General features: G+C 61.1%; 27 protein-coding genes and 1 tRNA gene. 22 read left to right on the forward strand and 6 right to left on the reverse strand.

The window, feature by feature from the left end; all coding sequences use genetic code 11:
* Positions 1-285: 285 nt before the first annotated feature.
* From CHEJ32_RS23530 to CHEJ32_RS0100320, 5 genes are all read left to right on the forward strand, one after another.
* Positions 286-1,308, forward strand: a complete 1,023-nt coding sequence (locus CHEJ32_RS23530) for a TerC family protein (protein WP_051469276.1) — start codon at positions 286-288, stop codon at positions 1,306-1,308.
* Between the two features lie 138 nt (positions 1,309-1,446).
* Positions 1,447-1,986 (forward strand): sigma-70 family RNA polymerase sigma factor, encoded by a 540-nt coding sequence (locus CHEJ32_RS0100305; protein WP_028032049.1) that lies wholly within the window; start codon positions 1,447-1,449, stop codon positions 1,984-1,986.
* Positions 1,970-2,743 (forward strand): anti-sigma factor, encoded by a 774-nt coding sequence (locus CHEJ32_RS0100310; RefSeq protein ID WP_028032050.1) that lies wholly within the window; start codon positions 1,970-1,972, stop codon positions 2,741-2,743. The genes CHEJ32_RS0100305 and CHEJ32_RS0100310 overlap by 17 nt, the downstream gene beginning before the upstream one ends.
* Positions 2,744-2,766: 23 nt before the next feature.
* Entirely contained in the window at positions 2,767-3,486 is a 720-nt protein-coding gene (locus CHEJ32_RS0100315; protein ID WP_028032051.1) for a Bax inhibitor-1/YccA family protein, read from the forward strand.
* Positions 3,487-3,517: 31 nt separating this feature from the next.
* Positions 3,518-4,075, forward strand: a complete 558-nt coding sequence (locus CHEJ32_RS0100320) for a DUF2076 domain-containing protein (protein WP_028032052.1) — start codon at positions 3,518-3,520, stop codon at positions 4,073-4,075.
* A gap of 88 nt (positions 4,076-4,163) precedes the next feature.
* Here CHEJ32_RS0100320 and CHEJ32_RS0100325 read toward each other — a convergent pair whose 3' ends face one another.
* From CHEJ32_RS0100325 to CHEJ32_RS0100340, 4 genes are all read right to left on the reverse strand, one after another.
* Entirely contained in the window at positions 4,164-4,550 is a 387-nt protein-coding gene (locus CHEJ32_RS0100325) for a VOC family protein (protein ID WP_028032053.1), read from the reverse strand.
* Between the two features lie 4 nt (positions 4,551-4,554).
* The gene (locus tag CHEJ32_RS26035) at positions 4,555-4,839 is read right to left on the reverse strand and encodes a hypothetical protein (RefSeq protein WP_051469278.1); all 285 of its coding nucleotides are present in this window, start codon (positions 4,837-4,839) and stop codon (positions 4,555-4,557) included.
* Positions 4,840-5,413: 574 nt separating this feature from the next.
* The gene (locus tag CHEJ32_RS27595) at positions 5,414-5,713 is read right to left on the reverse strand and encodes a cupin domain-containing protein (protein WP_245260908.1); all 300 of its coding nucleotides are present in this window, start codon (positions 5,711-5,713) and stop codon (positions 5,414-5,416) included.
* 21 nt (positions 5,714-5,734) lie between these two features.
* On the reverse strand, positions 5,735-6,175 hold the full coding sequence (locus CHEJ32_RS0100340; RefSeq protein WP_028032054.1) for a VOC family protein: 441 nt from the start codon (positions 6,173-6,175) through the stop codon (positions 5,735-5,737).
* A 50-nt stretch (positions 6,176-6,225) separates the two neighbouring features.
* Here CHEJ32_RS0100340 and CHEJ32_RS0100345 point away from each other — a divergent pair, with 50 nt between their 5' ends.
* A complete protein-coding gene (locus CHEJ32_RS0100345; protein WP_028032055.1) occupies positions 6,226-6,825 on the forward strand; it encodes a TetR/AcrR family transcriptional regulator in 600 nt (199 codons plus the stop codon).
* Positions 6,826-6,963: 138 nt separating this feature from the next.
* Here the strand turns inward: CHEJ32_RS0100345 and CHEJ32_RS0100350 are convergent.
* Positions 6,964-7,040, reverse strand: a tRNA-Arg gene (locus CHEJ32_RS0100350).
* 213 nt (positions 7,041-7,253) lie between these two features.
* Here CHEJ32_RS0100350 and CHEJ32_RS0100360 point away from each other — a divergent pair.
* From CHEJ32_RS0100360 to CHEJ32_RS0100430, 14 genes are all read left to right on the forward strand, one after another.
* The gene (locus CHEJ32_RS0100360) at positions 7,254-7,562 is read left to right on the forward strand and encodes a hypothetical protein (RefSeq protein WP_028032056.1); all 309 of its coding nucleotides are present in this window, start codon (positions 7,254-7,256) and stop codon (positions 7,560-7,562) included.
* A gap of 311 nt (positions 7,563-7,873) precedes the next feature.
* Positions 7,874-8,233: a hypothetical protein gene (locus CHEJ32_RS0100365; protein WP_028032057.1), complete on the forward strand. Its 360-nt coding sequence runs from the start codon at positions 7,874-7,876 to the stop codon at positions 8,231-8,233.
* Positions 8,234-8,421: 188 nt separating this feature from the next.
* A complete protein-coding gene (locus tag CHEJ32_RS0100370; protein WP_028032058.1) occupies positions 8,422-10,617 on the forward strand; it encodes a malate synthase G in 2,196 nt (731 codons plus the stop codon).
* On the forward strand, positions 10,592-11,041 hold the full coding sequence (locus CHEJ32_RS0100375) for a GNAT family N-acetyltransferase (protein WP_034657673.1): 450 nt from the start codon (positions 10,592-10,594) through the stop codon (positions 11,039-11,041). The genes CHEJ32_RS0100370 and CHEJ32_RS0100375 overlap by 26 nt, the downstream gene beginning before the upstream one ends.
* A gap of 27 nt (positions 11,042-11,068) precedes the next feature.
* Positions 11,069-11,743 carry a tRNA (adenosine(37)-N6)-threonylcarbamoyltransferase complex dimerization subunit type 1 TsaB gene (gene tsaB, locus CHEJ32_RS0100380; protein WP_028032060.1) on the forward strand — a complete coding sequence of 225 codons (675 nt, stop codon included), beginning with the start codon at positions 11,069-11,071 and terminating at the stop codon, positions 11,741-11,743.
* 2 nt (positions 11,744-11,745) lie between these two features.
* Positions 11,746-12,240, forward strand: a complete 495-nt coding sequence (rimI, locus tag CHEJ32_RS0100385) for a ribosomal protein S18-alanine N-acetyltransferase (RefSeq protein ID WP_028032061.1) — start codon at positions 11,746-11,748, stop codon at positions 12,238-12,240.
* A 24-nt stretch (positions 12,241-12,264) separates the two neighbouring features.
* Positions 12,265-13,053 carry a 1-acyl-sn-glycerol-3-phosphate acyltransferase gene (locus CHEJ32_RS0100390; RefSeq protein WP_028032062.1) on the forward strand — a complete coding sequence of 263 codons (789 nt, stop codon included), beginning with the start codon at positions 12,265-12,267 and terminating at the stop codon, positions 13,051-13,053.
* A 51-nt stretch (positions 13,054-13,104) separates the two neighbouring features.
* A complete protein-coding gene (gene miaB / locus CHEJ32_RS0100395; protein ID WP_028032063.1) occupies positions 13,105-14,553 on the forward strand; it encodes a tRNA (N6-isopentenyl adenosine(37)-C2)-methylthiotransferase MiaB in 1,449 nt (482 codons plus the stop codon).
* 44 nt (positions 14,554-14,597) lie between these two features.
* The gene (locus tag CHEJ32_RS0100400; protein ID WP_051469379.1) at positions 14,598-15,596 is read left to right on the forward strand and encodes a PhoH family protein; all 999 of its coding nucleotides are present in this window, start codon (positions 14,598-14,600) and stop codon (positions 15,594-15,596) included.
* Positions 15,589-16,074: an rRNA maturation RNase YbeY gene (gene ybeY / locus CHEJ32_RS0100405; RefSeq protein WP_028032065.1), complete on the forward strand. Its 486-nt coding sequence runs from the start codon at positions 15,589-15,591 to the stop codon at positions 16,072-16,074. Before CHEJ32_RS0100400 ends, ybeY begins: the two co-directional genes overlap by 8 nt.
* Before the next feature lie 27 nt (positions 16,075-16,101).
* Positions 16,102-17,163: a hemolysin family protein gene (locus tag CHEJ32_RS0100410; protein WP_028032066.1), complete on the forward strand. Its 1,062-nt coding sequence runs from the start codon at positions 16,102-16,104 to the stop codon at positions 17,161-17,163.
* A gap of 625 nt (positions 17,164-17,788) precedes the next feature.
* Positions 17,789-18,211, forward strand: coding sequence for a helix-turn-helix domain-containing protein (locus CHEJ32_RS0100420; RefSeq protein WP_028032067.1), 423 nt, complete (start codon positions 17,789-17,791; stop codon positions 18,209-18,211).
* Positions 18,212-18,304: 93 nt separating this feature from the next.
* Positions 18,305-19,582: a methionine adenosyltransferase gene (metK, locus tag CHEJ32_RS0100425; protein WP_210164587.1), complete on the forward strand. Its 1,278-nt coding sequence runs from the start codon at positions 18,305-18,307 to the stop codon at positions 19,580-19,582.
* 8 nt (positions 19,583-19,590) lie between these two features.
* Positions 19,591-20,289: a tRNA (guanosine(46)-N(7))-methyltransferase TrmB gene (locus CHEJ32_RS0100430; protein WP_028032069.1), complete on the forward strand. Its 699-nt coding sequence runs from the start codon at positions 19,591-19,593 to the stop codon at positions 20,287-20,289.
* On the opposite strand, the gene CHEJ32_RS27335 is transcribed toward CHEJ32_RS0100430, so the two are convergent.
* The gene (locus CHEJ32_RS27335; protein WP_198023800.1) at positions 20,286-20,450 is read right to left on the reverse strand and encodes a hypothetical protein; all 165 of its coding nucleotides are present in this window, start codon (positions 20,448-20,450) and stop codon (positions 20,286-20,288) included. The genes CHEJ32_RS0100430 and CHEJ32_RS27335 overlap by 4 nt on opposite strands.
* Positions 20,451-20,689: 239 nt before the next feature.
* Here CHEJ32_RS27335 and rimP point away from each other — a divergent pair, with 239 nt between their 5' ends.
* Entirely contained in the window at positions 20,690-21,355 is a 666-nt protein-coding gene (rimP, locus tag CHEJ32_RS0100440) for a ribosome maturation factor RimP (RefSeq protein WP_028032070.1), read from the forward strand.
* 2 nt (positions 21,356-21,357) lie between these two features.
* Positions 21,358-22,965, forward strand: a complete 1,608-nt coding sequence (nusA, locus tag CHEJ32_RS0100445) for a transcription termination factor NusA (RefSeq protein WP_028032071.1) — start codon at positions 21,358-21,360, stop codon at positions 22,963-22,965.
* The last annotated feature ends 19 nt before the right edge of the window (positions 22,966-22,984 follow it).

Raw genomic sequence — 22,984 nt, forward strand, 5'->3', positions numbered from 1 at the left:
TACCGTGAACCGCTAGGTCTGCGCTGGCAGGCATCAGAGTACGAACGCAGTCGAACTCGGCGCACCTGCGTCCTGGCGCAAGCGCTGAGAATTTTTCTCAGGCCGTTGACTGCGGTCCACGAGATAATAAATGAGGGGGGCGGACCGGGCCCCTCTGACGGGTGCTGTACAAGCCCCGTGATGTCGGGCCGCATCGGAATGATCCGATGCTGTGACGCCCAACGCTCACCGGCTGCCCAGGTCTGGTCGTTCCGATCGTCATCATCAGTCGAGAGGAGCGATACGTTGGACTTCCTTTTCATGGATTGGCTTGGCACGCCTGCTTGGTTCTGGCTGGCCTTCATTTCGTTGGTGGCAGCCCTCACTGCATTCGATCTTGGAATCCTCCACAAGCAGGACCGCGAGATGGGGATCGGGGAGAGCCTGAAGCTCTCCGCCTTCTATATCGGTGTCGCGATGCTGTTCGGAGCCTGGGTTTGGTACGCGCGAGGGCCCGAACCCGGGATGCAGTATTTCACCGGCTTTTTCATCGAGAAAGCGCTGTCGATCGACAATGTGTTCGTGATCAGCCTGATCTTTTCCTATTTCGCCATTCCGGCAAAATACCAGTACCGCGCGCTGCTCTGGGGCATCATCGCAGTCATCGTGCTTCGAGGGCTGATGATCGCCGGCGGCGCTGCTCTCGTGCAGCAGGCCTACTGGGTGCTTTACCTCTTCGCGGCCTTCCTCATCTTCACCGGGATAAGGATGTTCTTCGCCGGGGACGAGCCCGTGGATCTGGAAAAGAACCCGGCCATAAGGTTCATCTCCACCCATATGCGGGTTACGCGAGAGCAGCACGGGGAGCGCTTCTTCGTGCGGACCACGGATTCCCGGACGGGCAAGATGGTCACGGCGGCGACGCCGCTCTTTCTGGCCCTGGTCGTCATCAACCTGGCTGACCTCGTCTTTGCCGTGGACAGTGTGCCCGCCATTTTCGCAATCACGACGGATACCTTCATCGTCTACACGTCGAACATCATGGCCATCCTCGGCCTTCGCGCGCTCTACTTTGCGCTCGCTGCCATGGTGCACCGCTTCCACTATCTCAAATATGCGCTCGCCGCGATCCTGGTGTTCATCGGCGTCAAGATATTCGTGGCCGACTTCGTCTTGGACGGCGGCAAGTTCCCGCCCGCGGTCAGCCTGGGCGTGACACTGACGTTGATCGCCGCCGGCATCGGCTACTCGCTATGGAAGACGAAGGACGAACCTGAGAAGGACTGGCCAGCGGGTATGAGCTCCGAGGATGTGGCCCGGAGCGATTAGGTACGGACCGCTTCCACCACGGCCCGCGTCCCCTCGAGGACGCGGGCCTCTCCTGAGCATTTTGGGGCACCACCGCAAATCTGCGAAAAAAATCACCGCCCGCTGGATGAAAATTCCGGATCGCTTCGTATACCGCACATGATAACGACTCGTTCGCGATTTGATGTCGTTGGCCAGCTGGGCGCGCTCCGGCGCTATGCGCGCTCGCTCACGCGCGACGGTGCGGATGCCGAGGATCTGGTGCAGGACGCGCTCCTGCGTGCGTATGAACGTCGCTCGACCTTTCGGCGCGACGGCAACATGCGGGCATGGCTCTTGTCTATCCTGCACAACGCCTTTGTGGATCGTGCCCGCAGCCGCAGGTCGGAGGCGGCGCGTGCCGAGCGCGCCGCCGAGCTTCTTCCGCAACTGATCGATGCGCCGCAGGACCACGCAGTCCGTCTGGCGCAGGTGCGGCAAGCTTTCATGAGTTTGCCCGAGGAACAGCGAGCCGCCCTCCATCTCGTCGCGATCGAGGGGCTGACATACCAAGAGGCGGCTTACACGCTCTCCATCCCGCTCGGCACGTTGATGTCGCGCATCGGCCGGGCACGTGCCGCACTTCGAGCGCTCGAAGAAGAGCCGCGCGATCTTCCTTCCCTCAGGATCGTCGGAGGCCGTGATGCCCCAAAACCATGATCCCCTCACCGACCAGGATCTGGATTCCTATGTAGACGACCAACTCGATGTAGGCCGCCGCGTCGAGGTCGAGGCATGGCTCGCATCACGGCCCGAGCAGGCTGCGCGGGTTATGGCGGACCTGCGTCTGCGCGACGAGTTGCGACTGGCGCTCGCCTTGTCCGGTGCTTACGGCAATCCGGCAACCACCGATGCCGCACGCCGGCTCGAACGAGGGCTTGCTCGCAGCCGCATCCTTTCCCGTCTGCAGAAGGTGGCCGCCATCGCCGTCTTCGTCGCCGCCGGATGGGCGGCGAACGAGCTTTCCGGGCCGCTCTCGATTTCGAAGTCCGTCGCCTCCGCTCCGCCACCCGCCTATGTCGAGGACGCGATGCGCGCGCACGACACTTCGGTGCTGAGGGCCGCCATGGATTCGCAGCTTCAAGCTTCGGCCTATGATCCCGAGGAGATCAGGGCCATGACAGCGATCGTGATGCCAGCCCTCCCAACCGACTGGCAGGTGCGGGACGTGCAGGTCTTTCCGTCGCGCTATGGACCCAGCGTGGAACTCTCGGCCGACACGAAGGAATTCGGGCCGGTCTCGCTCTTCGCCGTCCGCCCGGGCACCTTCGACGTGATCAAGCCGACGGTTGCGCCCGGAAACAGAACGTCTGCCGCCTATTTCCAGATCGGCGAGGTCGCCTATGCGGTGGTCGCCGGCGGCGACGCCCGCAAGCTCGATCGCGCCGCCGAACGGCTTGCCGACACCCTTTACTGATCAAGCAACATGAGGAGTTTTCCATGAACACCCCGCAATTCGGGTATCGCACCAGCTTCGGCCAGCAGAGCGCGGCCCTCTTCGATGAAGGGCTGCGGCAGCACATGCTGCGCGTCTACAACTATATGGCGCTCGGCCTCGTGCTCACGGGCGTGGTCGCCTTCACGGTGGCCTCGGTTCCGGCGCTCTATGTGCCGATTTTCTCGACCCCGCTGAAATGGGTCGTGATGCTCGCGCCGCTCGCTTTCGTTTTCCTGTTCTCTTTCCGCATCCACAGCATGTCCGCCTCCGGCGCCCAGGCTATGTTCTGGGCCTTCTGCGGCGTGATGGGCCTGTCGCTCTCTTCCGTGTTCCTGGTCTTCACCGGAACGAGCATCGCGCGGACCTTCTTCATCGCTGCCACGATGTTCGGTGCGACCAGCCTCTATGGCTATACGACCAGGCGTGACCTGACCCAGTTCTCGTCCTTCCTGATCATGGGCCTGATCGGTGTCGTTATCGCCGGCCTGGTCAATCTCTTCCTCGCTTCCTCTGCCCTGCAGTTCGCGATCTCGGTCATCGGCATCTTCGTTTTCCTTGGCCTGACAGCCTGGGACACGCAGACGATCAAGGAGCAGTATGCCGAGAATTTCGACGCCGAATCCAAGCAGAAGCTCGCCGTATTCGGCGCATTCTCGCTCTATCTCAACTTCGTCAACATCTTCCGGCTGCTGCTCCACTTCACCGGCCAGCAGGAAGAGTAATCACGGTCGGCAGATAAGGAGTTCGTCGCCTATGGATCGAAACGACCAGCAAGCCATCGAGAGCCTTTTTGAAAAGCTCGCCGATGTGGAGCGGCAATCGCCTGCTCGTGACGATGAGGCGGAAGCCTTCATCCGCGAACAGATCGCTCGCCAGCCCGGCGCGCCCTATTACATGGCGCAGACCATAGTGGTGCAGGAGCAGGCGCTGAACGCGGCGCAGGCCCGAATTGAGGAATTGGAGCGCCAAGCTCAGTCCAGGCAGTCTGCAGGTGGTCTTTTCTCGGGGATTTTCGGCGACAGTCGCAGGCCTTCCCGGCCGTCAGGGTCCGTTCCTCGTATAGGACGTCCCGGAGCGGCTCCTCAGCCGTTCTCTGCGGCACCGCAGCGCGCGGGCGGAGGTTTTCTCGCTGGCGCGGCGCAGACTGCCATGGGCGTGGCTGGCGGCGTCCTGCTCGGCAACATGATCGCAGGCATGCTGGACGGCGGCGGCCAGGCAGAAGCCGCCGAGCCCGCGGCGGATAGCCTGGAAGCAGAGGACGCCAGCTTCGATGACGCTGGGTTCGACGGCGGCGACGATTTCGAGATCTAACCCGCAGAACCTTTCGGGAGAGGCGCGGACGCGTCTCTCCCCTTTATCGGCCAAGTTAGCGCTCCGGGCCGCCCCTCCGATACAGGCGTCAGCGCTTTCGCGGCTTGTCCGCTGATTGATACATGGAAAGGACGTGCCCTTCAGGGTCCTTGAATTCCGCGGACCAGCCCCCCGGCGCGTGACTGACCGGTGTCACGATTGTTGCACCTTTGTCCGCCAATTCCGAGAAGATGTCGTCGATGCCGCCCTCCGCGATCTCGAACACGACAATCGGTGTGTTGCCTGGCCGCGACTCCTGCTTGATGAAGATCAATTCCACGCCGTTGGCCGTCCTGGCGGATAGCCAGGGATTACCCTCACCGTCGTCCTCCATCCGCTCGACCTGCAGGCCGAGCACATCGCGGTAAAACGCTTCGGTTCGGTCGACATCATTGACATAATAGCAGACGGCGCCGAGCCGGCTCGTGGTAAACATGGATCTACTCCTCAGGTGGTCTAACCGTCCTTAGTTGCCGAGCAGCCGGTATTTGTGAGGTGCCTACGACAAAAAGGTGTCCGTCCGGATCGTGGCCGCCGAGCACGACGCTCCGGCGCCGAACGGCCGGCAGAAGCGCGCGACGAATGACGCCGAAATTGAGCGGACCGTCGAGCACCGAGAGACCGTCCAGCGAGCCGCCGCCCTCGGCGCGCCAGCGCCGCCGGATATCGGCGACGCGTTGGCGGAAGGCAGGCTCCTTGGATACGCAGGAGCCAGAGGATTTCACTCTTGTTATGGCCTGTCAGAACCAGCATCGCCGTGGTGCGCAGCTTCGGCGGCAGCCGTTCCAGAAACCACGCCGGGATCTCCACTGTCTGGATGGTATGTACGTGCCGGAGAGCCGCGCGTTCTTCGCGTGCGCGCCTGCGAATCGCGGTGCGTGCGTCGAACATGGCCCGCTTGCGAAGTGCGCCGACGAACCATCGGCGATTGGCCGGAGAGGAGAGGTCGCCTCTGCCGGCCTCGATCGCGGCGAGCCAAACCGTCTGAAAGAGGTCTTCGGCTTCCGCCCGGCCGCGAGCGGCCCGCTCAGCTTCCCGGAAGAGTTGGCGAAATATGCGTGGGGGCACGTGGCTTTCCGCATATCGTCAAAGATGCGCTGTCATCCCTGGAAGGTTATCAGATGACACGCTCCCCTCCAACGCCCCTGCCGCGGGCGATCGCCTGGTCCCGCACATTCACCGCAGTTCCCTGCGGATTGTTCCTCAAACCAGGATACGATGCTAGGCATTTGGCGTTCAAATCCGCCGGGAATGAAGATGTTGAGAAGCCGTGCAACGGCAGAGTGCCGGTTGCGGAAGTCATGCGTCACGCCGGCCGGATTTGCGAACAAACGTCCCCCTCCCAGCCGCTGTCCAGCATCGCCCGACGAGGATCTCCGGCTTGCCGTCTACTACATGGAATAGCTCGTCATTTGTGTCGTGGCTGTGCGGGCCCACGCCTTCGAAACCAGGTTCAAGAATCCACTCCGACACCGAGTAGCGCGCATCGGTTTCGGCTTCGTCAGCTTTGAAGATCGCGGTCACCCGCCCCATGCCATATCGCCGCCCCTGATCCTGGGCCAGCAGGATCACGGGCTTTGATTCTCGAGCCGATTCCATGCGTAGGGGTCCTTTCTGGCGTCAAGCCTCCTCGTCCCAGCGTCGCTGCATCTCTGTCGGGCTGACATCTTCAATCGTTTGCGACAACATCCAACGGTGACCGAAGGGGTCGAGGATCAAAGCGTTCCGCTCACCGAAGCTCTGGTCCGTTGCCGCACGCAGCACCGTTGCTCCGTGCTGGACGGCACAGGCAACATCGTCGTCGACGGCGCCCGTCTTCAGATGCAAGGTGACGGGCGAGCCTCCGATCGTCTCGGGTCCAACCGCACCAAAATCCGGATACTCGTCGGCAAGCATGAGGATGCTTTCGCCGAATTTCAGCTCCGCATGGCCCACTCGCCCATCGTTCGGATCGGTCATCCGGAAAAGCTCGGTCGCCTTGAAAGCAGCCTTGTAAAAGGCGATGGCCGCATTGGCGTCCTTGACGATGATGTAGGGAATGAGAGAGGCAATCGTGGACATTCGAAGCTGCCTTGAAGTGATTTTCTATTTACGTTACGTATCGTAAATAAATGAGTCAAGATCTTGAACAACGCAAGCGCGGCAGACCGCCCAGCCTGGCTGCACGCGCAAAAGCCCTGCGAGCCGCGCACGACATCCTCATGAACGAGGGCTTTGGTCGGCTGACAATTGAAGCGGTGGCCGCAAAGTCGGGGGTCAGCAAGCCAACGATCTATCGCCATTGGTCCAACGCCAGCGAGCTGGCCATGGCTGCGTTGATGATCGGCTATGACGGCGGCGAGACAGGTGGTGGCGGCTCCTTGGAGGACCAACTGCTTGCCCAGATGCGCTCGCTCGTCACCGCCTTTGCCACCACGCGGGGCCGCCAGATCGCTCTCACGCTGGCAGCATCCGACCCCGAGAGCGAGATGACCAAGGCCTTTCGGAATCGCGTGATCCTGTCAAGCCGCGAACGTGGCCGCGAACTTATTGAAGGGGCGGTGAACCACGGCAGCATGCCGGCCCCAGAGGATATCGAAGTCCTGCTTGATATGCTTTATGCGCCGGTGTTCTATCGACTTCTGCTGGGGCACCTCCCGCTCAGTCTTGAATTTGCCGACAGCGTGGTGAGGGCGGCACTTGCCATAATGGAGGTGCGGCAGAAGGGATGAGGCAGCTAAGTCGCGAATGAGATCGCAGGCGGGCGATCCGCGCCTGGCACACAGGCCAGCTGAATTCGAACCCGCGAACGGGAATTGCTGTAGCGCCAATCAGCGCCCCGCCTCGGTGTTTAAGATCGAATCTGGAAATGGCGCACCCGACAGGATTCGAACCTGTGACCTCTGCCTTCGGAGGGCAGCACTCTATCCAACTGAGCTACGGGTGCTCGGGCCGCTTCGGACCGCGCGGGCCTTCATAGCGGATGAGGGCTGCGGCATCAATCTTCAATCTGCCGATCGGCTTCGCTATTGCGCACATTCCCGCGAATGATGGACCGATCACAAATTAGTGATCATGCAGATCTAGAAATTTGGATTCTAGTGCCCATTTTTATTGAGTGAAGAGCACGATCGTCGTGTTCAGCAATGGAGATTCGATTATGCGTAAGTCCCTTTTCGTCGCCTCCGCTCTGGCTGCTCTGGTTGCCGGCCCGGCCTTGGCAAGCAATGACGCCTCCCCCTTTGCGACGCCCAAGCTCACCGCCCCCGCCTCCCAATACACCGGGACCGTAGAGCGTGGATACTCGGCCGCCGATGACTTCCGTCTGAGCTCGAAGGACGCTTTCCCGGCCCGCAATGTGGGTGCTGGGCAGTCCGCCGGCAATATCGATAGCGGCTTCGTGACTTCCGGCGTTCCCGGGACAACCTCTGACGCTGCGACCCAGCAGTTCAAGATCAGCAACGACTAAGCCGTAGCGACCGGCTCCCAAGCCGGTTTTGCACGCCCGGGACAGGCCTCATGCGTTCGCCGCAGGAGGCCGTCCCGGGGGCGCCCTCGAAAATTTTTAAGCAGACTTTCTCCAAGAGTTTGGTGTGCCGGGTGTTCTAGGCACTCCGGAAATCGTGCGGCGAAAGGCTTCATTGGCTGCCAGGATCACCGATCTTCAAGGTCTTGTGAGGGGCAAGGCGCACAAAAATCGGAACCCTGATTCTGCTCAGGGGTTAGGCGAGCAGGGGTGGGCGACCTCATGTTTAGAGAGACACTTGAAGGAGAACCGAAATGCGTAAGCTATTTGTTGCGACTTCGGCTCTGCTCCTGATGGGTGCAGGCGCCAGTTTGTCAGATGATTTACCGCCCGACCTTGCCGGCAATCAGGAGGTGGATGCTTCGGTGACCACCGGCAGCATTGGTCCGCTGCGCTACCTGACTCGAGGCGAGCACATGAACGAGCAGTTCCGCACAAGCGACGAGGACAACCTTCCCTACTCGATGCGGCAAGGTGACCTTTTCGACAACGAGATACATACCGGTAGCACGGTGGCCGCTTCTCCGGTCCTTCGCCCTCTGGCGGGGCAGGAGACGCAGACCCCGTCCGTCCAGGACGAAAACCTGCCTCCTCAAGATCAGACGATGAGATAACAGACCATTTGTCTCCGGTGGGCTCACCGCTTTTCCCGCCGGGTAAGATCAAGGCCGTTCCGGCTCTGGCCGGGACGGCCTTTGCTTTGGCGGGTAATCGATTCGCCGGCAAAAGCTCCTCCATGATGATTGACCCGGCACGCCGGCCATGATCAAACCCCTGCAGTACGAAATTGCCGAGGTGCCGCATGAAGGATCGCGTGGAAATCAATGGGCTCAAGATTGCCCGTGAGCTGCATGATTTTGCGATAAACGAAGCTCTGCCGGGAACGGGCGTCGACGCCCAGACTTTCTGGGATGCGCTTTCAGATATCGTTCACGCGCTTTCACCGCGCAACCGCGCGCTTCTTTCACACAGGGATGAACTGCAGGCCAGGATCGACGCTTGGCACCGTGAGAATGGCGCTCCGGCGGATCTGGAGACCTATGAAGCCTTCCTGCGGGAGATCGGCTATCTTCTTCCGGAGGGACCGGATTTCAAGGTCTCCACATCGGATGTGGATTCCGAGATCGCAGAGGTGGCGGGGCCGCAGCTGGTGGTTCCCATCACGAACGCCCGTTATGCGTTGAACGCGGCCAATGCTCGTTGGGGCTCGCTCTATGATGCGCTCTATGGAACGGACGCGATCGCCGAAGCGGATGGCGCGGATCGTGGCGCTGGGTACAACCCGAAGCGCGGGGAAAAGGTCATCGCCTGGGCACGCCGCTTTCTCGACGAGAGCGCGCCGCTCGATGGCGCCAGCTGGGCCGACGCGACGGGCCTTGTGGTGCAGAATGGCCGGCTGGCCGTCAGGACGGAGCACGCCCTGGCCGCACTCAAGGATCCGGCGCAGTTCGTGGGCTATCGCGGCGACGCTACAGACCCGCAGGAAGTCGCGCTGGCCAGGAACGGCCTCCATGTCCGCGTCGTCGTGAACCGGAGCCACCCGATCGGAAGCACGGACAAGGCCGGCATATCCGATGTGATCCTTGAAGCCGCGTTGACGACGATCATGGATTGCGAGGATTCCGTTGCCGCGGTCGACGCCGAGGACAAGGTGCTCGCCTATCGCAACTGGCTCGGCCTGATGAAGGGAGATCTCGAAGAGAGCTTCGAAAAGGATGGGAAGACCGTCAGGCGAAGGCTCAACCCGGATGTCAGCCGGACGGCTCCGGATGGCTCTCAAGTCGTGCTGCCCGGCCGCTCATTGATGCTGGTGCGCAATGTCGGTCATCTGATGACCAACCCGGCAATTCTCGACCGTGACGGCCAGGAGGTGCCGGAGGGCATCATGGACGCCATGTTCACGGCCATGATCGCGCTGCATGACATCGGCCCGAACGGCCGGCGCATGAACAGCCGCACCGGTTCGATGTATGTGGTGAAGCCCAAAATGCATGGGCCGGAGGAGGTCGCCTTCGCCGTGGATCTCTTCACCAGGGTGGAACACGCCCTGGGCATGAAGTCCAACACCATCAAGATGGGCATCATGGATGAGGAGCGCCGCACCACGGTCAACCTGAAGGAGTGCATCCGCGCGGCGTCCGAGCGCGTGGTCTTCATCAATACCGGTTTCCTCGACCGCACGGGCGACGAGATCCATACGTCGATGGAAGCCGGCCCGATGATCCGCAAGGGCGACATGAAGCAGTCGACGTGGATCGCCGCCTACGAGAACTGGAACGTGGACATTGGCCTCGAATGCGGGCTCTCGGGCCGCGCGCAGATCGGTAAGGGCATGTGGGCCATGCCGGACCTGATGGCGGCCATGCTCGAACAGAAGATCGCTCATCCCAAGGCTGGCGCGAATACGGCGTGGGTGCCTTCACCAACGGCCGCCACCCTGCACGCGACGCACTATCACAAGGTGGACGTGAAGGCGGTTCAGGAGAGCCTCAAATCGCGTCCGCGCGCAAAGCTTGCGGATATCCTCTCCGTTCCCGTCGCTGTTCGGCCTAACTGGTCGCCCGAGGACATCAAGCAGGAACTCGACAACAACGCCCAGGGCATCCTGGGTTATGTCGTCCGCTGGATCGACCAGGGCGTCGGCTGCTCGAAAGTTCCGGATATCAACAATGTCGGGCTGATGGAGGATCGCGCCACCCTCCGCATCTCCTCGCAGCACATCGCCAACTGGCTGCATCACGGCGTCGTGACCCGCGAGCAGGTGATGGAAACGATGAAGCGCATGGCCGAGGTGGTCGACGGGCAGAATGCCGGTGACCCGAACTACGAGCCGATGGCGCCGGACTTCGACAAGTCGGTTGCATTCCAGGCGGCTTGCGACCTCGTGTTCAAAGGACGCGAGCAGCCAAACGGCTACACTGAGCCCGTGCTTCATGCGCGGCGTCTCGAGAAGAAGGCGCGGGATAGGTCACATGCTGCTGAGGCCGCCAAGAGCTGACGAGGGGCCGGCCCTGACGGAGCTCTGCCTCCGCTCGAAGGCTTCTCATGGCTATGATGAGATCTTCATCGAGGCCTGCCGGGCAGAGCTGACGGTGGACCCGCTGCAGCCGCACCTGGTCGTGGCCGAATTGGAGGGCGTTCCCGTCGGAATGGCGGAAATATCCGCCACCGGTACGGAAGCCGAGCTCAAGAAGCTGTTTGTCGAGCAGCATCTCCAAGGAAAGGGGCTCGGTCGCACGCTGTTCGAATGGGCAAAGGCCGAGGCGATGAAATGCGGCGCTCGCGTGCTTGCCTTCGACGCCGATCCCGGTGCCGTGGCATTCTACGAGAAGATGGGAGCGGTGATTGTCGGCCGTTCGCCGTCCGGCTCCATTCCCGGCCGTTTTCTGCCCCGGCTTCAACTCCAGCTTGGCACGGCGTGAGCCGCTTGAATGCCATAGATGTAGCGCATGAACATCCTTGCCATTGATACGGCCGCCGCACTCTGTGCCGCCTGCATCTATGACACCGAAGCAGGAACGGAACGGGCCCGCGTTGTGCTGGACCTCGGCAAGGGCCACGCCGAACATGTCATGGCCGTTGTTGAGAACGCGCTTGAACAGGCCGGCTTCTCGTTCAACGACATCGGTGCAATCGCGGTCTCGGTCGGACCGGGTTCGTTCACCGGCATTCGCGTCGGGGTTTCCGCCGCGCGTGGTTTCGCGCTCGCCCTGAAAATACCGGCTATGGGCATCACGACGCTCGAAGCACTGGCGGCTCAGACAAGAGCAAGCTTTCCTGGCCGGCAGGTTCTTTGTGCCGTCGGACGCACCGAGCCGTTTGCGATGGGGCTGTTCGATCCTTCCGGCAAAATCCTCGACGGTCCCCGGCTTGCAGGCATGGAGGATCTGGTGAACGCTGCGCTGACGGGCCGACCGGTTCTTGCGGGCGATGTAGCCGACCTTGTGGCGGAGAATGCCGGGGGGGATTTTGAGAAAGGGCCGCTGGCAGCGACCGCGGATATACTCTTTTATGCGCGCGTGGCGGCCTCGCGGCCACTGGGCCAGGAAAAACCCAAGCCGCTCTATCTGCGCGCACCGGACGCAAAGCCCCAGAGTGGCTTTGCCCTCCCATTGAAGGGGTGATAATGGCGCTTTCCCTTTCCCGTCTTCTGCGGAAGAGCTTTGTCGTGCGGCCACTCGAAATCTCGGATGGCCGCATCCTTGCTTCGCTGCACCGGGAGGATTTCGTGCGGCCATGGACGGATGGCGAGTTCGAATCACTCCTGTCGCAAGAAACCGTGTTCGGCTTCGCCGCGATCGAAGAGGGCACCCCGGGCAGCAAGCCATGCGGCTTCGTCCTCGCCCGGCATGCAGCCGGCGAGGCAGAGATCCTCACGATTGCCGTCAGCCGCTCCTTGCGTCGCCGCGGCATCGGCCGAATGCTGATGGATGCGGTCCTCCGCACGCTTCACGCCGAACGGGCAGAGGCTCTCTTCTTGGAGGTGGACGAGAACAATGCACCTGCCATTGCGCTATACCGCCGTCTGGGCTTTCGGCAGGTGGGGCATAGGCGCGATTACTATCGGGACGCAACCGCCAGGCGGAGCAACGCGCTGGTCATGCGGCGGGATCTCAGCTAGTCCGATCTTGCGGGGATTTGCGACGTGCTCGGCAAGATGCGCCTGATCGGAAAATTGCTGCTTGTGGCGGCCTATACGCTGCCGCTGATCCTCTTTCAGGAACTGGCGCTGCGTACCCGCTGGTGGAGCGACCGCATCGCCCCGCGGCTATGGCACCGGCTGACGTTGAGGGTTCTTGGCATCCGCGTGCATGTGAAGGGCGCGCCAGCGGCGGAACGCCCGCTGCTGATCGTTTCAAACCACGTTTCCTGGACCGACATACTCGTTCTGGGCTCCATCACGGGCGTTCATTTCGTGGCGAAAGCCGAGATGCGGAACTGGCCGGTCCTGGGCACTTTCGCCCGCCTGCAGCGCTCGGTCTTCGTCGAGCGGGAGCGCAAGCGGACCGCCTCGGCCCAGGCTCGCGAAATCGCCGAACGGCTGGCCGGCGGTGATCCGATGGTGCTGTTCGCCGAGGGCACGACAGGCGATGGGAACCGCGTCATGGCGTTCAAGAGCACTCTCTTCGGCGCGGCCTATCTCGCGCTCGATTGCGGCAAGGCAGATCGCGTCATTGTGCAGCCGGTGGCAATCGCCTATCTGCGCCGAAACGGGCTGCAGCTGGACCGGCGCGAGCGCGCGGCGCTTTCCTGGATTGGAGACATGGATTTCGTGCCGCATCTGAAGATGCTTCTTCAACTCAAGGCGATCGACGTGGAAGTGTATTTCGGCGATCCTATTTCCTTTTCGGCGGAAGCAGACCGGAAGACGGTGGCGCGAAGAGCTGAGGCAGATGTGCGGCGCATGTTGACCGCTGCGCTGCGCCAACGCTGAGGCAGAAGATTCGTCTGTTTTTTGACATGGAAAGACGCTAGTTACGCGCTTATGGAACAGGATTTGACGACAGAACGTTCAGGCACATTCTCCAACCGACCGGACGCCGGTTCGCATTCGGACAAAAAGGTCTTCGTGAAGACCTATGGCTGCCAGATGAACGTCTATGACTCCCAGCGCATGGCTGACGCACTGGCGGCGGACGGCTACCGGCCGACCGATGTCATCGAGGAAGCCGATCTGGTGCTGCTCAATACCTGCCATATCCGCGAGAAGGCGGCGGAAAAGGTCTATTCCGAGCTTGGACGGATCCGGGTGCTCAAGGATGAGCGGGCGAAGCGGGGCCGAGAAACAGTCATCGGCGTTGCTGGATGTGTCGCACAGGCGGAGGGTCGGGAGATCCTGCGCCGTGCTCCGGTGGTCGATCTCGTGATCGGACCGCAGACCTATCATCGCCTTCCCTCGGTCGTGACACGGGCGCGGTCCGGCGAAAAGATCGTCGAGACGGAATACGCAATCGAAGATAAGTTCGAACATCTTCCGGCACCGGCGCGCAGCACCGTCAGGAATCGCGGGGTGACCGCGTTTCTCACCGTCCAGGAAGGTTGCGACAAGTTCTGCACCTTCTGCGTCGTTCCTTATACGCGCGGTGCGGAAGTATCGCGGCCCGTTTCGCAGGTCGTCGCGGAAGCCGAACGGCTTGCCGAAGCCGGTGTGCGCGAGGTCACGTTGCTCGGACAGAACGTGAATGCCTGGCATGGCGAGGGGCCGGACGGAAAGGAATGGGGTCTCGGACGCCTGCTCTTTCGGCTGGCCGAAATTCCCGGCCTGGACCGGCTACGCTACACGACGAGCCATCCCCGCGACATGGATGACGAGCTCATCGCCGCCCATCGCGATCTGCGCACGTTGATGCCCTATCTGCATTTGCCGGTACAGGCAGGTTCAGACAGAATTCTGAAGGCCATGAACCGCAAGCATACGGGGGCCGACTACCTGCGCCTGATCGAGCGCATCCGTGCTGCCCGGCCCGATATCGCGATGTCCGGCGATTTCATCGTCGGGTTTCCAGGCGAGACGGATGAGGATTTCGAGGATACGATGCGCATCGTGCGCGACGTGAACTATGCTCAGGCCTTCTCGTTCAAATATTCTCCGCGACCGGGAACACCGGGTGCGGATATGGAGGCTCAGGTGCCGGACGTGGTGAAGGACGAAAGGCTGCAGCGGCTCCAGGCGCTTTTGTCGGAGCAACAACGCGCATTCGCGCAAAGCCTGGTTGGCAGCGACATCGATCTGCTGCTCGAGAAGCCGGGGCGGCAGGCGGGCCAGCTCGTGGGCCGTTCGCCATGGTTGCAGCCGGTGGTCGTCGATGAATCGGCGGGAGCGATCGGCGATATCATTCGTGTGCGCGTTACGCAGGCGGGCAGCCATAGCCTGTTTTGCGAGCCGGTGCGGGAAGCAGGCCTGATGGAAGCTGCGAGGGGGGATAGCGTTTGACAGGTGGTCCGGAGCTGAAGAACGCGCCCTCCGGGGCGTCCGACATGGCACATATCGTGCTCACCTTCGACAACAACAAGCTTGCCGGCGCGCTTTACGGCCCGTTTGACGAAAACCTCGCCCGTCTCGAACAGAAGCTCGGCGTGGATATCCGTTCCAAGGGCAACCAGCTGTCAATCAAAGGCGAATCCACTGCCGCGGAGCAGGCCCGGCGGGCCCTGGACTATCTTTATGGTCTTGTTCAAGGCGGCACGGAGCTTTCCGCTTCGGAAGTTGATGGTGCAGTCCGGCTTGCTCAAGCCACCGACGATCAGTTGAGCTTGCCCACATTGGAAGGGAAGGGCAAACTCGCCGCGGCCCAGATCTCGACGCGCAAACGCACCGTATATGCGCGCTCTGCCAATCAGGACGCCTATATGCGCGCTCTGGAGCGCTCGGAGCTCGTTTTCGGCATCGGCCCGGCGGGCACCGGAAAAACGTTCCTTGCCGTCGCCTATGCGGCGATGCTGCTGGAGCGCGGCATGGTGGACCGGATCGTGCTCTCGCGTCCGGCGGTGGAAGCAGGCGAGCGCCTGGGTTTCCTGCCCGGCGATATGCGGGAGAAGGTCGATCCCTATCTGCGGCCACTTTATGATGCGCTCTACGAAATGATGCCCGCGGACAAAGTGGAACGTGCGCTGTCTGCCGACGTGATCGAGATCGCGCCACTCGCGTTCATGCGCGGACGCACGCTCGCGAATGCCGTGGTGATCCTCGACGAGGCGCAAAACACCACGCCGATGCAGATGAAGATGTTCCTCACTCGTCTGGGCGAGAACGGTCGGATGATCGTGACCGGCGATCCAAGCCAGATCGACCTGCCGCCCAATACAAAATCGGGTCTGGTCGAGGCCTTGGACATCCTCAAGGACGTGCCGGGGATCGTCACCGTACGCTTCAACGAAAAGGATGTGGTCCGGCATCCCTTGGTGGCAGCGATCGTCAATGCCTATGACCGCCAGTCGCGCGGCCCAAAGGAAAGGGCGGCGCAGAGCGATGGCTGACGGCGAAGCATCGGCCATTGAGATCGACTGTACGATAGAGGCGGGAGACTGGCCGGTTGAAAAAGCCCTTCAGCCGCTCGCCGAACGCGCGGTAGCGGCCGCCGCCGCCCGGATACAGAACTCATCTGCCGGCAGCCTGAGCGTACTATTCACCGATGATGCTCGGATGCAGGCGCTCAATGCCCAGTTTCGCGGGAAGGACAAGCCCACCAATGTGTTGTCCTTTCCTGCCCTGGAAAGTGCGTGGCCACCGGGCGCGCCGCGTCATTTTGGCGACATTGCGCTCGGCTACGAAACAGTTTCACGAGAGGCGAAGGAAGAAGATAAGCTCTTTGAGCATCATCTTACGCATCTTGTAGTTCATGGCTTCCTCCATTTGATGGGCTACGACCATGAAACCCAGGAAGAAGCCGTTGAAATGGAGCAACTTGAAAGGGAAATCCTGGAAAGCCTTGCTATTGGCGATCCCTACGCCTAATTTTGCGGTAGCAATGATCGAAGGACCATGACTGAAGCTTCTATAATCGCCCCCGGCGGCGCGCCGGAGAGCGCAGCCGCATCCCCCGAGGAGGGGGAAGAAGGCTCGAGTAGACCTCCGCAACGCCTTGAAAGCCGGCCAACGCTGTTTCAGCGCATTGCGGGTCTCTTCCGTTCGCGCAACGGGTCAACACTGCAGGACGAGTTGGCAGAAGCCCTGGCCCAGCACACGACGGATGCCGCGCCGCTTACCCTGGCCGAGCGGGCCATGCTCAATAATATCCTGCGCCTGCGCGAACTTCGCGTTGAAGACGTGATGGTGCCGCGCGCGGATATTGAGGCGGTGGAGATGTCCACCACCCTCGGTGATCTTCTCAATCAGTTCGAGCGCGGAGCACACTCGCGCATCCCGGTCTATGTCGAGAGCCTCGATGACCCTCGCGGCATGGTGCATATTCGGGATGTCGTCGCCCACCTGATACGCGCGGCGCGTCAGAAAAATGGCCGCGGCCGCAAGACACTCCCGGCGAATCCCTCGCTTCTGCTCGGCAATGTGGATCTCAACCGTACGATCGGTGAACTCGATATCGTGCGGCCGCTGCTTTTCGTGCCCCCTTCCATGCTTGCTTCCGACCTTATGGCGCGGATGCAGGCGGCGCGGATCCAGATGGCGCTCGTCATTGACGAATATGGCGGCACTGACGGCCTCGTTTCGTTGGAAGACCTCGTCGAGATGGTCATCGGTGATATCGAGGACGAGCACGACGAAGACGAGCCGCTGATCGAGAAAACCGGAGACGGGATCTTCCTGGTCGACGCGCGCGCCGAAATCGATGACGTGGCTGAAGCCGTCGGCGAAAGCTTCAAGCCGGGCGAGCATGCAGAAGACGTCGACACGATAGGCGGCATGATCTTCAATATACTCGGTCGGGTTCCTGCCCGCGGAGAAGTCGTCCAAGCGGTGCCGGGGTTCGAATTCCATGTTCTGGATGCCGATCCACGACGGGTGAAGCGTGTGCGCATCGTGCAGGGGCGGACGGCGGAGCGCCGGCGCCGAATGATAAAGGCACCAGAGCCGTCGGCCGATTGAGTCACGGCTTTATCGGCAATTCGCAGACCTATGCCGGCACGGTCGAGATATGCGGCAAATTGCCGCGTATCACTCCCGCTCGGCTTGAATGAGCTGCATTTCCGGTCCCTGCGAGAATCGAGCCGTGATCTATATCACCGGTGCCCCGATGAACCGTTCTCGTCGGCAGCAGCCTGGTCACCCAAAGGAATTTTTTTGTATATCAAAAAATATCGATTAGAGGTCATTCCCGCCTGTCAAAAAATGGCGCAATGGCGGCCAATGGTGCGGTTCGACCTGCGTCCCGAGCCAAAATGCCGCGGACTCGCAGTGCCGTTCGTTTCAGCTGTATAGGCGCCGTTTTCTCATAGGATGCGCCTGCAATGTTGCATCCTTAGTCTTTTTCGTTCTGAAAATTCCGAACTTGGGAAAAACCTCATCTAAGACCTTACATTTTTGATAGTTTAGGATATTCCCTGTAACGTTATGCATGGGTATGGCGCGCGCGGTCCTCGAATTGACATCGGCCAAGCGCGCCACGCATATGCAGCAGCCGACTATTCGCGCAGGCCGGGAGTCCCGGCAGAGGGGGCGTGAACCTCGTCGGTTTTTCGTGCAGTCAACGATCCCGAGCGGCGAGGGATGAATGAGTACTAACAACAAGAAGAGGCCGAACCCGATCGATGTTCATGTCGGCAGCAGAATCAGGCTCCGCAGGAACATGCTCGGGATCAGCCAGGAAAGGCTGGGCGAGAGCCTGGGCATCACGTTTCAGCAAATTCAGAAGTATGAGAAGGGGACCAATCGTGTAGGCGCCAGCCGCCTGCAGGCAATTGCCTCCATTCTCAACGCGCCTGTCTCTTTTTTCTTCGAGGGTGCGCCCGGCGAAGAGAGGGAAGCCGTCGCGGGGCTTTCCGAGGAGGGGACGGCTTATGTGGCTGATTTCCTGAACAGTTCAGAGGGAATTCAGCTCAACCGTGCCTTCGTGAAGATCACGGATCCGAAGGTCCGTCGCCGGGTGCTCGACCTGGTGAAGGCGCTTGCGGCGGAAGCTCCCTTGCCGGATTGAAATCAACTTTTCTTGACCGGTTCGATGGTGGTGGCTAACTAGAAGCCGCCAGCTGCTGGCATGCGCTGGCTTTTCTCAGAGGGGTTACCCGTGGTGCGCAGAAGCTATCTCTTTACAAGTGAATCCGTTTCGGAAGGTCATCCCGATAAGGTCTGCGACAGAATCTCGGATGAGATCGTCGACCTGGTCTATCGTGAGGCAAAGAAGGAAGGCATGGACCCATGGAAGGTCCGTGTCGCCTGCGAAACGCTGGCCACCACCAATCGTGTCATCATAGCAGGCGAGGTTCGGGTTCCCGACAGCCTGCTCAAGCGCGATAAGGAGGGGAATGTCCTTACCGATGGCCGGGGACATCCTGTCGTCAATCCGTCGAAATTCCGCGCAGCCGCACGCCGGGCCATTCGGGCCATCGGCTACGAGCAGGACGGGTTTCACTGGAAGAACGTGAAGATCGATGTGCTCCTGCACGCCCAGTCGCCCGATATCGGTCAAGGCGTGGACAATGCCGCCGATAGGCAGGGCGAAGAAGGTGCGGGCGACCAGGGCATCATGTTCGGCTATGCTTGCCGTGAAACGCCTGATCTCATGCCCGCCCCGATCTACTACGCCCATCGCATCCTTCAGACGCTTTCCGAAGCACGTCGGGAAGGCAAGGGCGACGTCGCAAGGCTCGGGCCCGATGCCAAGAGCCAGGTGACGGTTCGTTACGTGGACGGCAAGCCCAGCGCGGTGACCGAAATCGTGCTTTCCACACAACATCTCGACGCTTCTTGGGACTCACAAAAGGTCCGCGACGTCGTGGAGCCCTATATTCGCAAGGCGCTTTCCGATGGCGGGCTTGCGATAGCCGACGATTGCCGCTGGTTCATCAATCCGACCGGCAAGTTTGTGATTGGCGGTCCGGATGGTGACGCCGGGCTCACGGGGCGCAAGATCATCGTCGACACCTATGGTGGCGCCGCACCCCATGGCGGCGGAGCGTTCTCGGGCAAGGACACGACCAAGGTGGATCGCTCGGCAGCCTATGCTGCGCGTTATCTGGCGAAGAACGTCGTCGCTGCAGGACTGGCGGATCGCTGCACGATCCAGCTTTCCTATGCCATCGGCGTGGCGCAGCCGCTTTCGATCTATGTGGATCTGCACGGCACCGGCCGCGTTTCCGAGGAAGAGGTGGAGCTTGCCATCCGGCAGGTGATGGACCTGTCGCCTTCCGGGATCCGGCGGCATCTCGATCTCAACAAGCCCATCTACGCGAAGACGGCAGCCTACGGCCATTTTGGCCGCAAGCCGGGTGGTCGCGACGGCTCCTTCTCATGGGAGCGGATGGATCTGGTGAAGGCTCTCAAACAGGCGATGGCTGCGGCCGCTTAGACAAAGCCATGGCTGAAAGCCATCCTGAACGTGCCACAGAAGCATTCTTCGGGCGCAGGCGCGGCAAGCGTTTGCGCCCGCAGCAGTCGGCCGCTGTCGAAAAGCTGCTTCCCCGGCTGAAGATCGATCTCACCGCCCCGCCTCCCGGCGAACTGAAAAATCTTTTCCAGGGCCCGGTCCGCGACGTTCGCCTGGAAATCGGCTTCGGCGGCGGGGAACACCTGCTCAATGAAATCCGGCGGTACCCCGAAACCGGCTTCATCGGTGTGGAACCGTTCGTCAACGGCATGGCGAAGCTTGTTACGGGGCTTGAAGGAGAGATGCCGGCGAATTTGCGCCTCTATGACGATGATGCCACGGCGCTTCTCGACTGGCTGCCGGACGCGGCGATCTCGGGAATCGATCTTTTTTATCCCGATCCCTGGCCGAAGAAGCGTCATTGGAAGCGCCGCTTCGTCAACAAAGCCAATCTTGATCGCTTTGCGCGGGTGCTGCGCGCTGGTGGCCAGTTCCGCTTTGCGTCGGATATAGAGGGCTACGTGAACTGGACCCTGCTTTCGTGCAGAGCCCATCCCGCATTCGAATGGAAGGTTCGAAGTGCCGACAACTGGCGCATAGCGTATGACGGCTGGCCAGGTACGCGTTACGAGGCGAAAGCGATACGCGAGGGTCGACGGCCCGCGTATCTCACCTTCGTCCGTATTTAACGGAACCTGATTTCCCGGAAGCGCTCGGGATCGATGCCGAGTTTCACAAGATCGGCCGACTGCGGCTGAGCATGATTGCGGACGGCGTTCGAAACCCGGATCGCGCTGTCCATCACGCCAAAAAATTCACTGATTCCGCTGACAAAGCTGCGTCTGCGCATTTTTCTCTCCACTGGCTATGTCATGAGAGATAAGCATGCAAGCGGGCCTGCGCTATAGCTTTTTGTGCAATGCACCCATGTGAATTGTGCATTGCAGCAATAAGCAAGTTTCGGACTGTGCTTGAAACTGGCCGCCGTCTTGGCTATATCGAAGGAAATTCTTGGTCATTTACGACGAAGAGTGGGTCCATCCGGTCCCGCTCTTTTTTGTTAGCTGGCCACCCCAGAGGACCTAATTTATGCAGGACGACCGCATCATTCGCGAAACCGGCGTGGACGCCCGTGTGGCGGCGATCGTCATGCCGGTGCTTGATGCGCTTGGCTACCGGCTCGTGCGCGTGCGCCTTTCGGCGCAGGATGGCCTGACGTTGCAAATTATGGCCGAGCGGCCCGACGGCACGATGACCGTCGATGATTGCGAGGAGGTCAGCCGGGCGGTCTCGCCGGCGCTCGACGTCGAAGACCCGATCGACAGTGCCTACCAGCTTGAGATCTCCTCTCCCGGAATCGACCGGCCTTTGGTGCGCGTGTCGGATTTCCGGGGAGCGATAGGCCATCTGGCGAAGGTGGAAACCTCGGTGATGGTTGGAGGACGCAAGCGATTTCGTGGTAAAATCCTTGGCTGCTCGGACGAAAGCCTGACGATCGAGCGGGACAAGGTGGCCGAGGGCGAAGACCCGATTGCCGAGATTCCGCTCGATGCGATCAGCGAGGCTAAGCTGGTGCTGACGGATGCACTCATCCGGGAGGCGCTGAAGAAGGACAAGGAGGAGAGGCGGCAGCGGAAGAAGGCGCGCCGCCGCGGCGGGGAGGAGCTTGCCGGACCTGCCGATGATACAGGCGAGGAGCAATCGGATTTGGCAGAGGGAGGGTCGCGGCCCCACTCTGCAAGTGAAGGAGAATGAATATGGCTGTCAGTGCAAACAGACTGGAGCTTTTGCAGATCGCCGATGCGGTGGCCCGCGAGAAGTCGATTGATAAGACCATCGTGATCCAGGCCATGGCCGATGCCATCCAGAAGGCGGCCCGCTCGCGCTACGGCCAGGAGACCAATATCCGCGCCGACATCAATCCCCAAACGGGCGAGATGAAGCTGCAGCGGCTCATGGAAGTGGTCGAAGATCTGGAGGAGCCCGCACGGCAGATCTCTATCGTGGACGCCCGCCGGCGCAATCCAGATGCCCAGGTTGGCGATTTCATCGCCGAGCAGCTTCCCCCGATGGATTTCGGCCGCATTGCGGCGCAATCGGCCAAGCAGGTGATCGTGCAGAAGGTGCGCGAGGCCGAGCGCGACCGGCAATACGAGGAATACAAGGACCGCGTCGGCGAGATCGTCAACGGCACGGTCAAGCGCGTTGAGTACGGCAATGTGATTGTCGATCTCGGCCGCGGCGAAGGCATCATCCGCCGTGACGAGCTGATCCCGCGCGAATCCTTCAAATATGGCGATCGCGTGCGTGCCTATGTCTATGATGTGCGCCGCGAGCAGCGCGGGCCCCAGATTTTCCTTTCCCGCACCCATCCGCAGTTCATGGCGAAGCTCTTCACCATGGAAGTGCCGGAGATCTATGATGGCATTATCGAGATTAAGTCGGTGGCCCGCGATCCGGGCAGCCGCGCCAAGATCGCGGTGATCAGCCATGATTCCTCGATCGATCCCGTAGGCGCCTGCGTGGGTATGCGTGGCTCGCGAGTTCAAGCCGTCGTGGCGGAGCTTCAGGGTGAGAAGATCGACATCATTCCGTGGAATGAGAACGCGGCGAGCTTCATCGTCAATGCCTTGCAGCCGGCGGAAGTCTCGAAGGTGGTGCTCGACGAGGATGCCGAGCGCATCGAGGTGGTCGTGCCGGACGATCAGCTTTCGCTCGCTATCGGCCGTCGCGGCCAGAACGTGCGCCTGGCGTCGCAGCTCACCGGTTGGGACATCGATATCCTGACGGAAGAAGAGGAATCCCAGCGCCGGCAGAAGGAATTCACCGAACGCTCGAACCTCTTCATGGAAGCTCTCAATGTGGACGAGATGGTCGGCCAGGTACTGGCTTCCGAAGGCTTTACCAGCGTCGAGGAACTCGCCTATGTAGACGCGGACGAGATCTCCTCGATCGATGGCTTCGATGAGGACACGGCCGTAGAAATCCAGACGCGCGCTCGCGAATACCTCGATCGTATCGAAGGCGAGCAGGACGCGAAGCGCAGGGAACTCGGCGTTTCCGACGAGCTGCGCGAGATTCCGGGCATGACCACGGCCATGATGGTGAAGCTCGGCGAGGACGGCGTTAATACCATCGAGGATTTCGCGGGCTACGCGGTGGATGATCTCGTGGGCTGGAGAGAGCGCAAGGATGGGGAGAACAAATTCTTCCCGGGCGTGCTTTCGGATTTCGATGTCAGCCGTGCCGAGGCGGAGCAGATGGTTGTCGCGGCGCGCCTGAAGATGGGATGGATCAGCGAGGAAGACCTGCAGGCCGAAGCCGAAGAAACCGAGGGCGAGGAAGCCCAGCCGGTGGAAGGCTGATATGTCGGCCTGCTTACCC

Source organism: Chelativorans sp. J32 (assembly GCF_000518985.1).
Lineage (GTDB): Bacteria > Pseudomonadota > Alphaproteobacteria > Rhizobiales > Rhizobiaceae > Chelativorans.

What these genes read in the sequence shown, in the direction of transcription:
- CHEJ32_RS27335 (WP_198023800.1), bottom strand. Translation starts at nt 20,450, where the DNA reads ATGCGCAGACGCAGCTTTGTCAGCGGAATCAGTGAATTTTTTGGCGTG.
- CHEJ32_RS0100400 (WP_051469379.1), top strand. Translation starts at nt 14,598, where the DNA reads ATGGCACATATCGTGCTCACCTTCGACAACAACAAGCTTGCCGGCGCG.
- ybeY (WP_028032065.1), top strand. Translation starts at nt 15,589, where the DNA reads ATGGCTGACGGCGAAGCATCGGCCATTGAGATCGACTGTACGATAGAG.
- CHEJ32_RS0100310 (WP_028032050.1), top strand. Translation starts at nt 1,970, where the DNA reads ATGCCCCAAAACCATGATCCCCTCACCGACCAGGATCTGGATTCCTAT.
- CHEJ32_RS0100375 (WP_034657673.1), top strand. Translation starts at nt 10,592, where the DNA reads ATGCTGCTGAGGCCGCCAAGAGCTGACGAGGGGCCGGCCCTGACGGAG.
- CHEJ32_RS0100410 (WP_028032066.1), top strand. Translation starts at nt 16,102, where the DNA reads ATGACTGAAGCTTCTATAATCGCCCCCGGCGGCGCGCCGGAGAGCGCA.
- CHEJ32_RS0100430 (WP_028032069.1), top strand. Translation starts at nt 19,591, where the DNA reads ATGGCTGAAAGCCATCCTGAACGTGCCACAGAAGCATTCTTCGGGCGC.
- tsaB (WP_028032060.1), top strand. Translation starts at nt 11,069, where the DNA reads ATGAACATCCTTGCCATTGATACGGCCGCCGCACTCTGTGCCGCCTGC.
- CHEJ32_RS0100325 (WP_028032053.1), bottom strand. Translation starts at nt 4,550, where the DNA reads ATGTTTACCACGAGCCGGCTCGGCGCCGTCTGCTATTATGTCAATGAT.
- rimP (WP_028032070.1), top strand. Translation starts at nt 20,690, where the DNA reads ATGCAGGACGACCGCATCATTCGCGAAACCGGCGTGGACGCCCGTGTG.
- CHEJ32_RS0100360 (WP_028032056.1), top strand. Translation starts at nt 7,254, where the DNA reads ATGCGTAAGTCCCTTTTCGTCGCCTCCGCTCTGGCTGCTCTGGTTGCC.
- rimI (WP_028032061.1), top strand. Translation starts at nt 11,746, where the DNA reads ATGGCGCTTTCCCTTTCCCGTCTTCTGCGGAAGAGCTTTGTCGTGCGG.
- miaB (WP_028032063.1), top strand. Translation starts at nt 13,105, where the DNA reads ATGGAACAGGATTTGACGACAGAACGTTCAGGCACATTCTCCAACCGA.
- CHEJ32_RS0100305 (WP_028032049.1), top strand. Translation starts at nt 1,447, where the DNA reads ATGATAACGACTCGTTCGCGATTTGATGTCGTTGGCCAGCTGGGCGCG.
- CHEJ32_RS0100320 (WP_028032052.1), top strand. Translation starts at nt 3,518, where the DNA reads ATGGATCGAAACGACCAGCAAGCCATCGAGAGCCTTTTTGAAAAGCTC.
- CHEJ32_RS0100340 (WP_028032054.1), bottom strand. Translation starts at nt 6,175, where the DNA reads ATGTCCACGATTGCCTCTCTCATTCCCTACATCATCGTCAAGGACGCC.
- CHEJ32_RS0100315 (WP_028032051.1), top strand. Translation starts at nt 2,767, where the DNA reads ATGAACACCCCGCAATTCGGGTATCGCACCAGCTTCGGCCAGCAGAGC.
- CHEJ32_RS27595 (WP_245260908.1), bottom strand. Translation starts at nt 5,713, where the DNA reads ATGGAATCGGCTCGAGAATCAAAGCCCGTGATCCTGCTGGCCCAGGAT.
- CHEJ32_RS0100365 (WP_028032057.1), top strand. Translation starts at nt 7,874, where the DNA reads ATGCGTAAGCTATTTGTTGCGACTTCGGCTCTGCTCCTGATGGGTGCA.
- CHEJ32_RS0100345 (WP_028032055.1), top strand. Translation starts at nt 6,226, where the DNA reads ATGAGTCAAGATCTTGAACAACGCAAGCGCGGCAGACCGCCCAGCCTG.
- nusA (WP_028032071.1), top strand. Translation starts at nt 21,358, where the DNA reads ATGGCTGTCAGTGCAAACAGACTGGAGCTTTTGCAGATCGCCGATGCG.
- CHEJ32_RS0100370 (WP_028032058.1), top strand. Translation starts at nt 8,422, where the DNA reads ATGAAGGATCGCGTGGAAATCAATGGGCTCAAGATTGCCCGTGAGCTG.
- CHEJ32_RS0100420 (WP_028032067.1), top strand. Translation starts at nt 17,789, where the DNA reads ATGAGTACTAACAACAAGAAGAGGCCGAACCCGATCGATGTTCATGTC.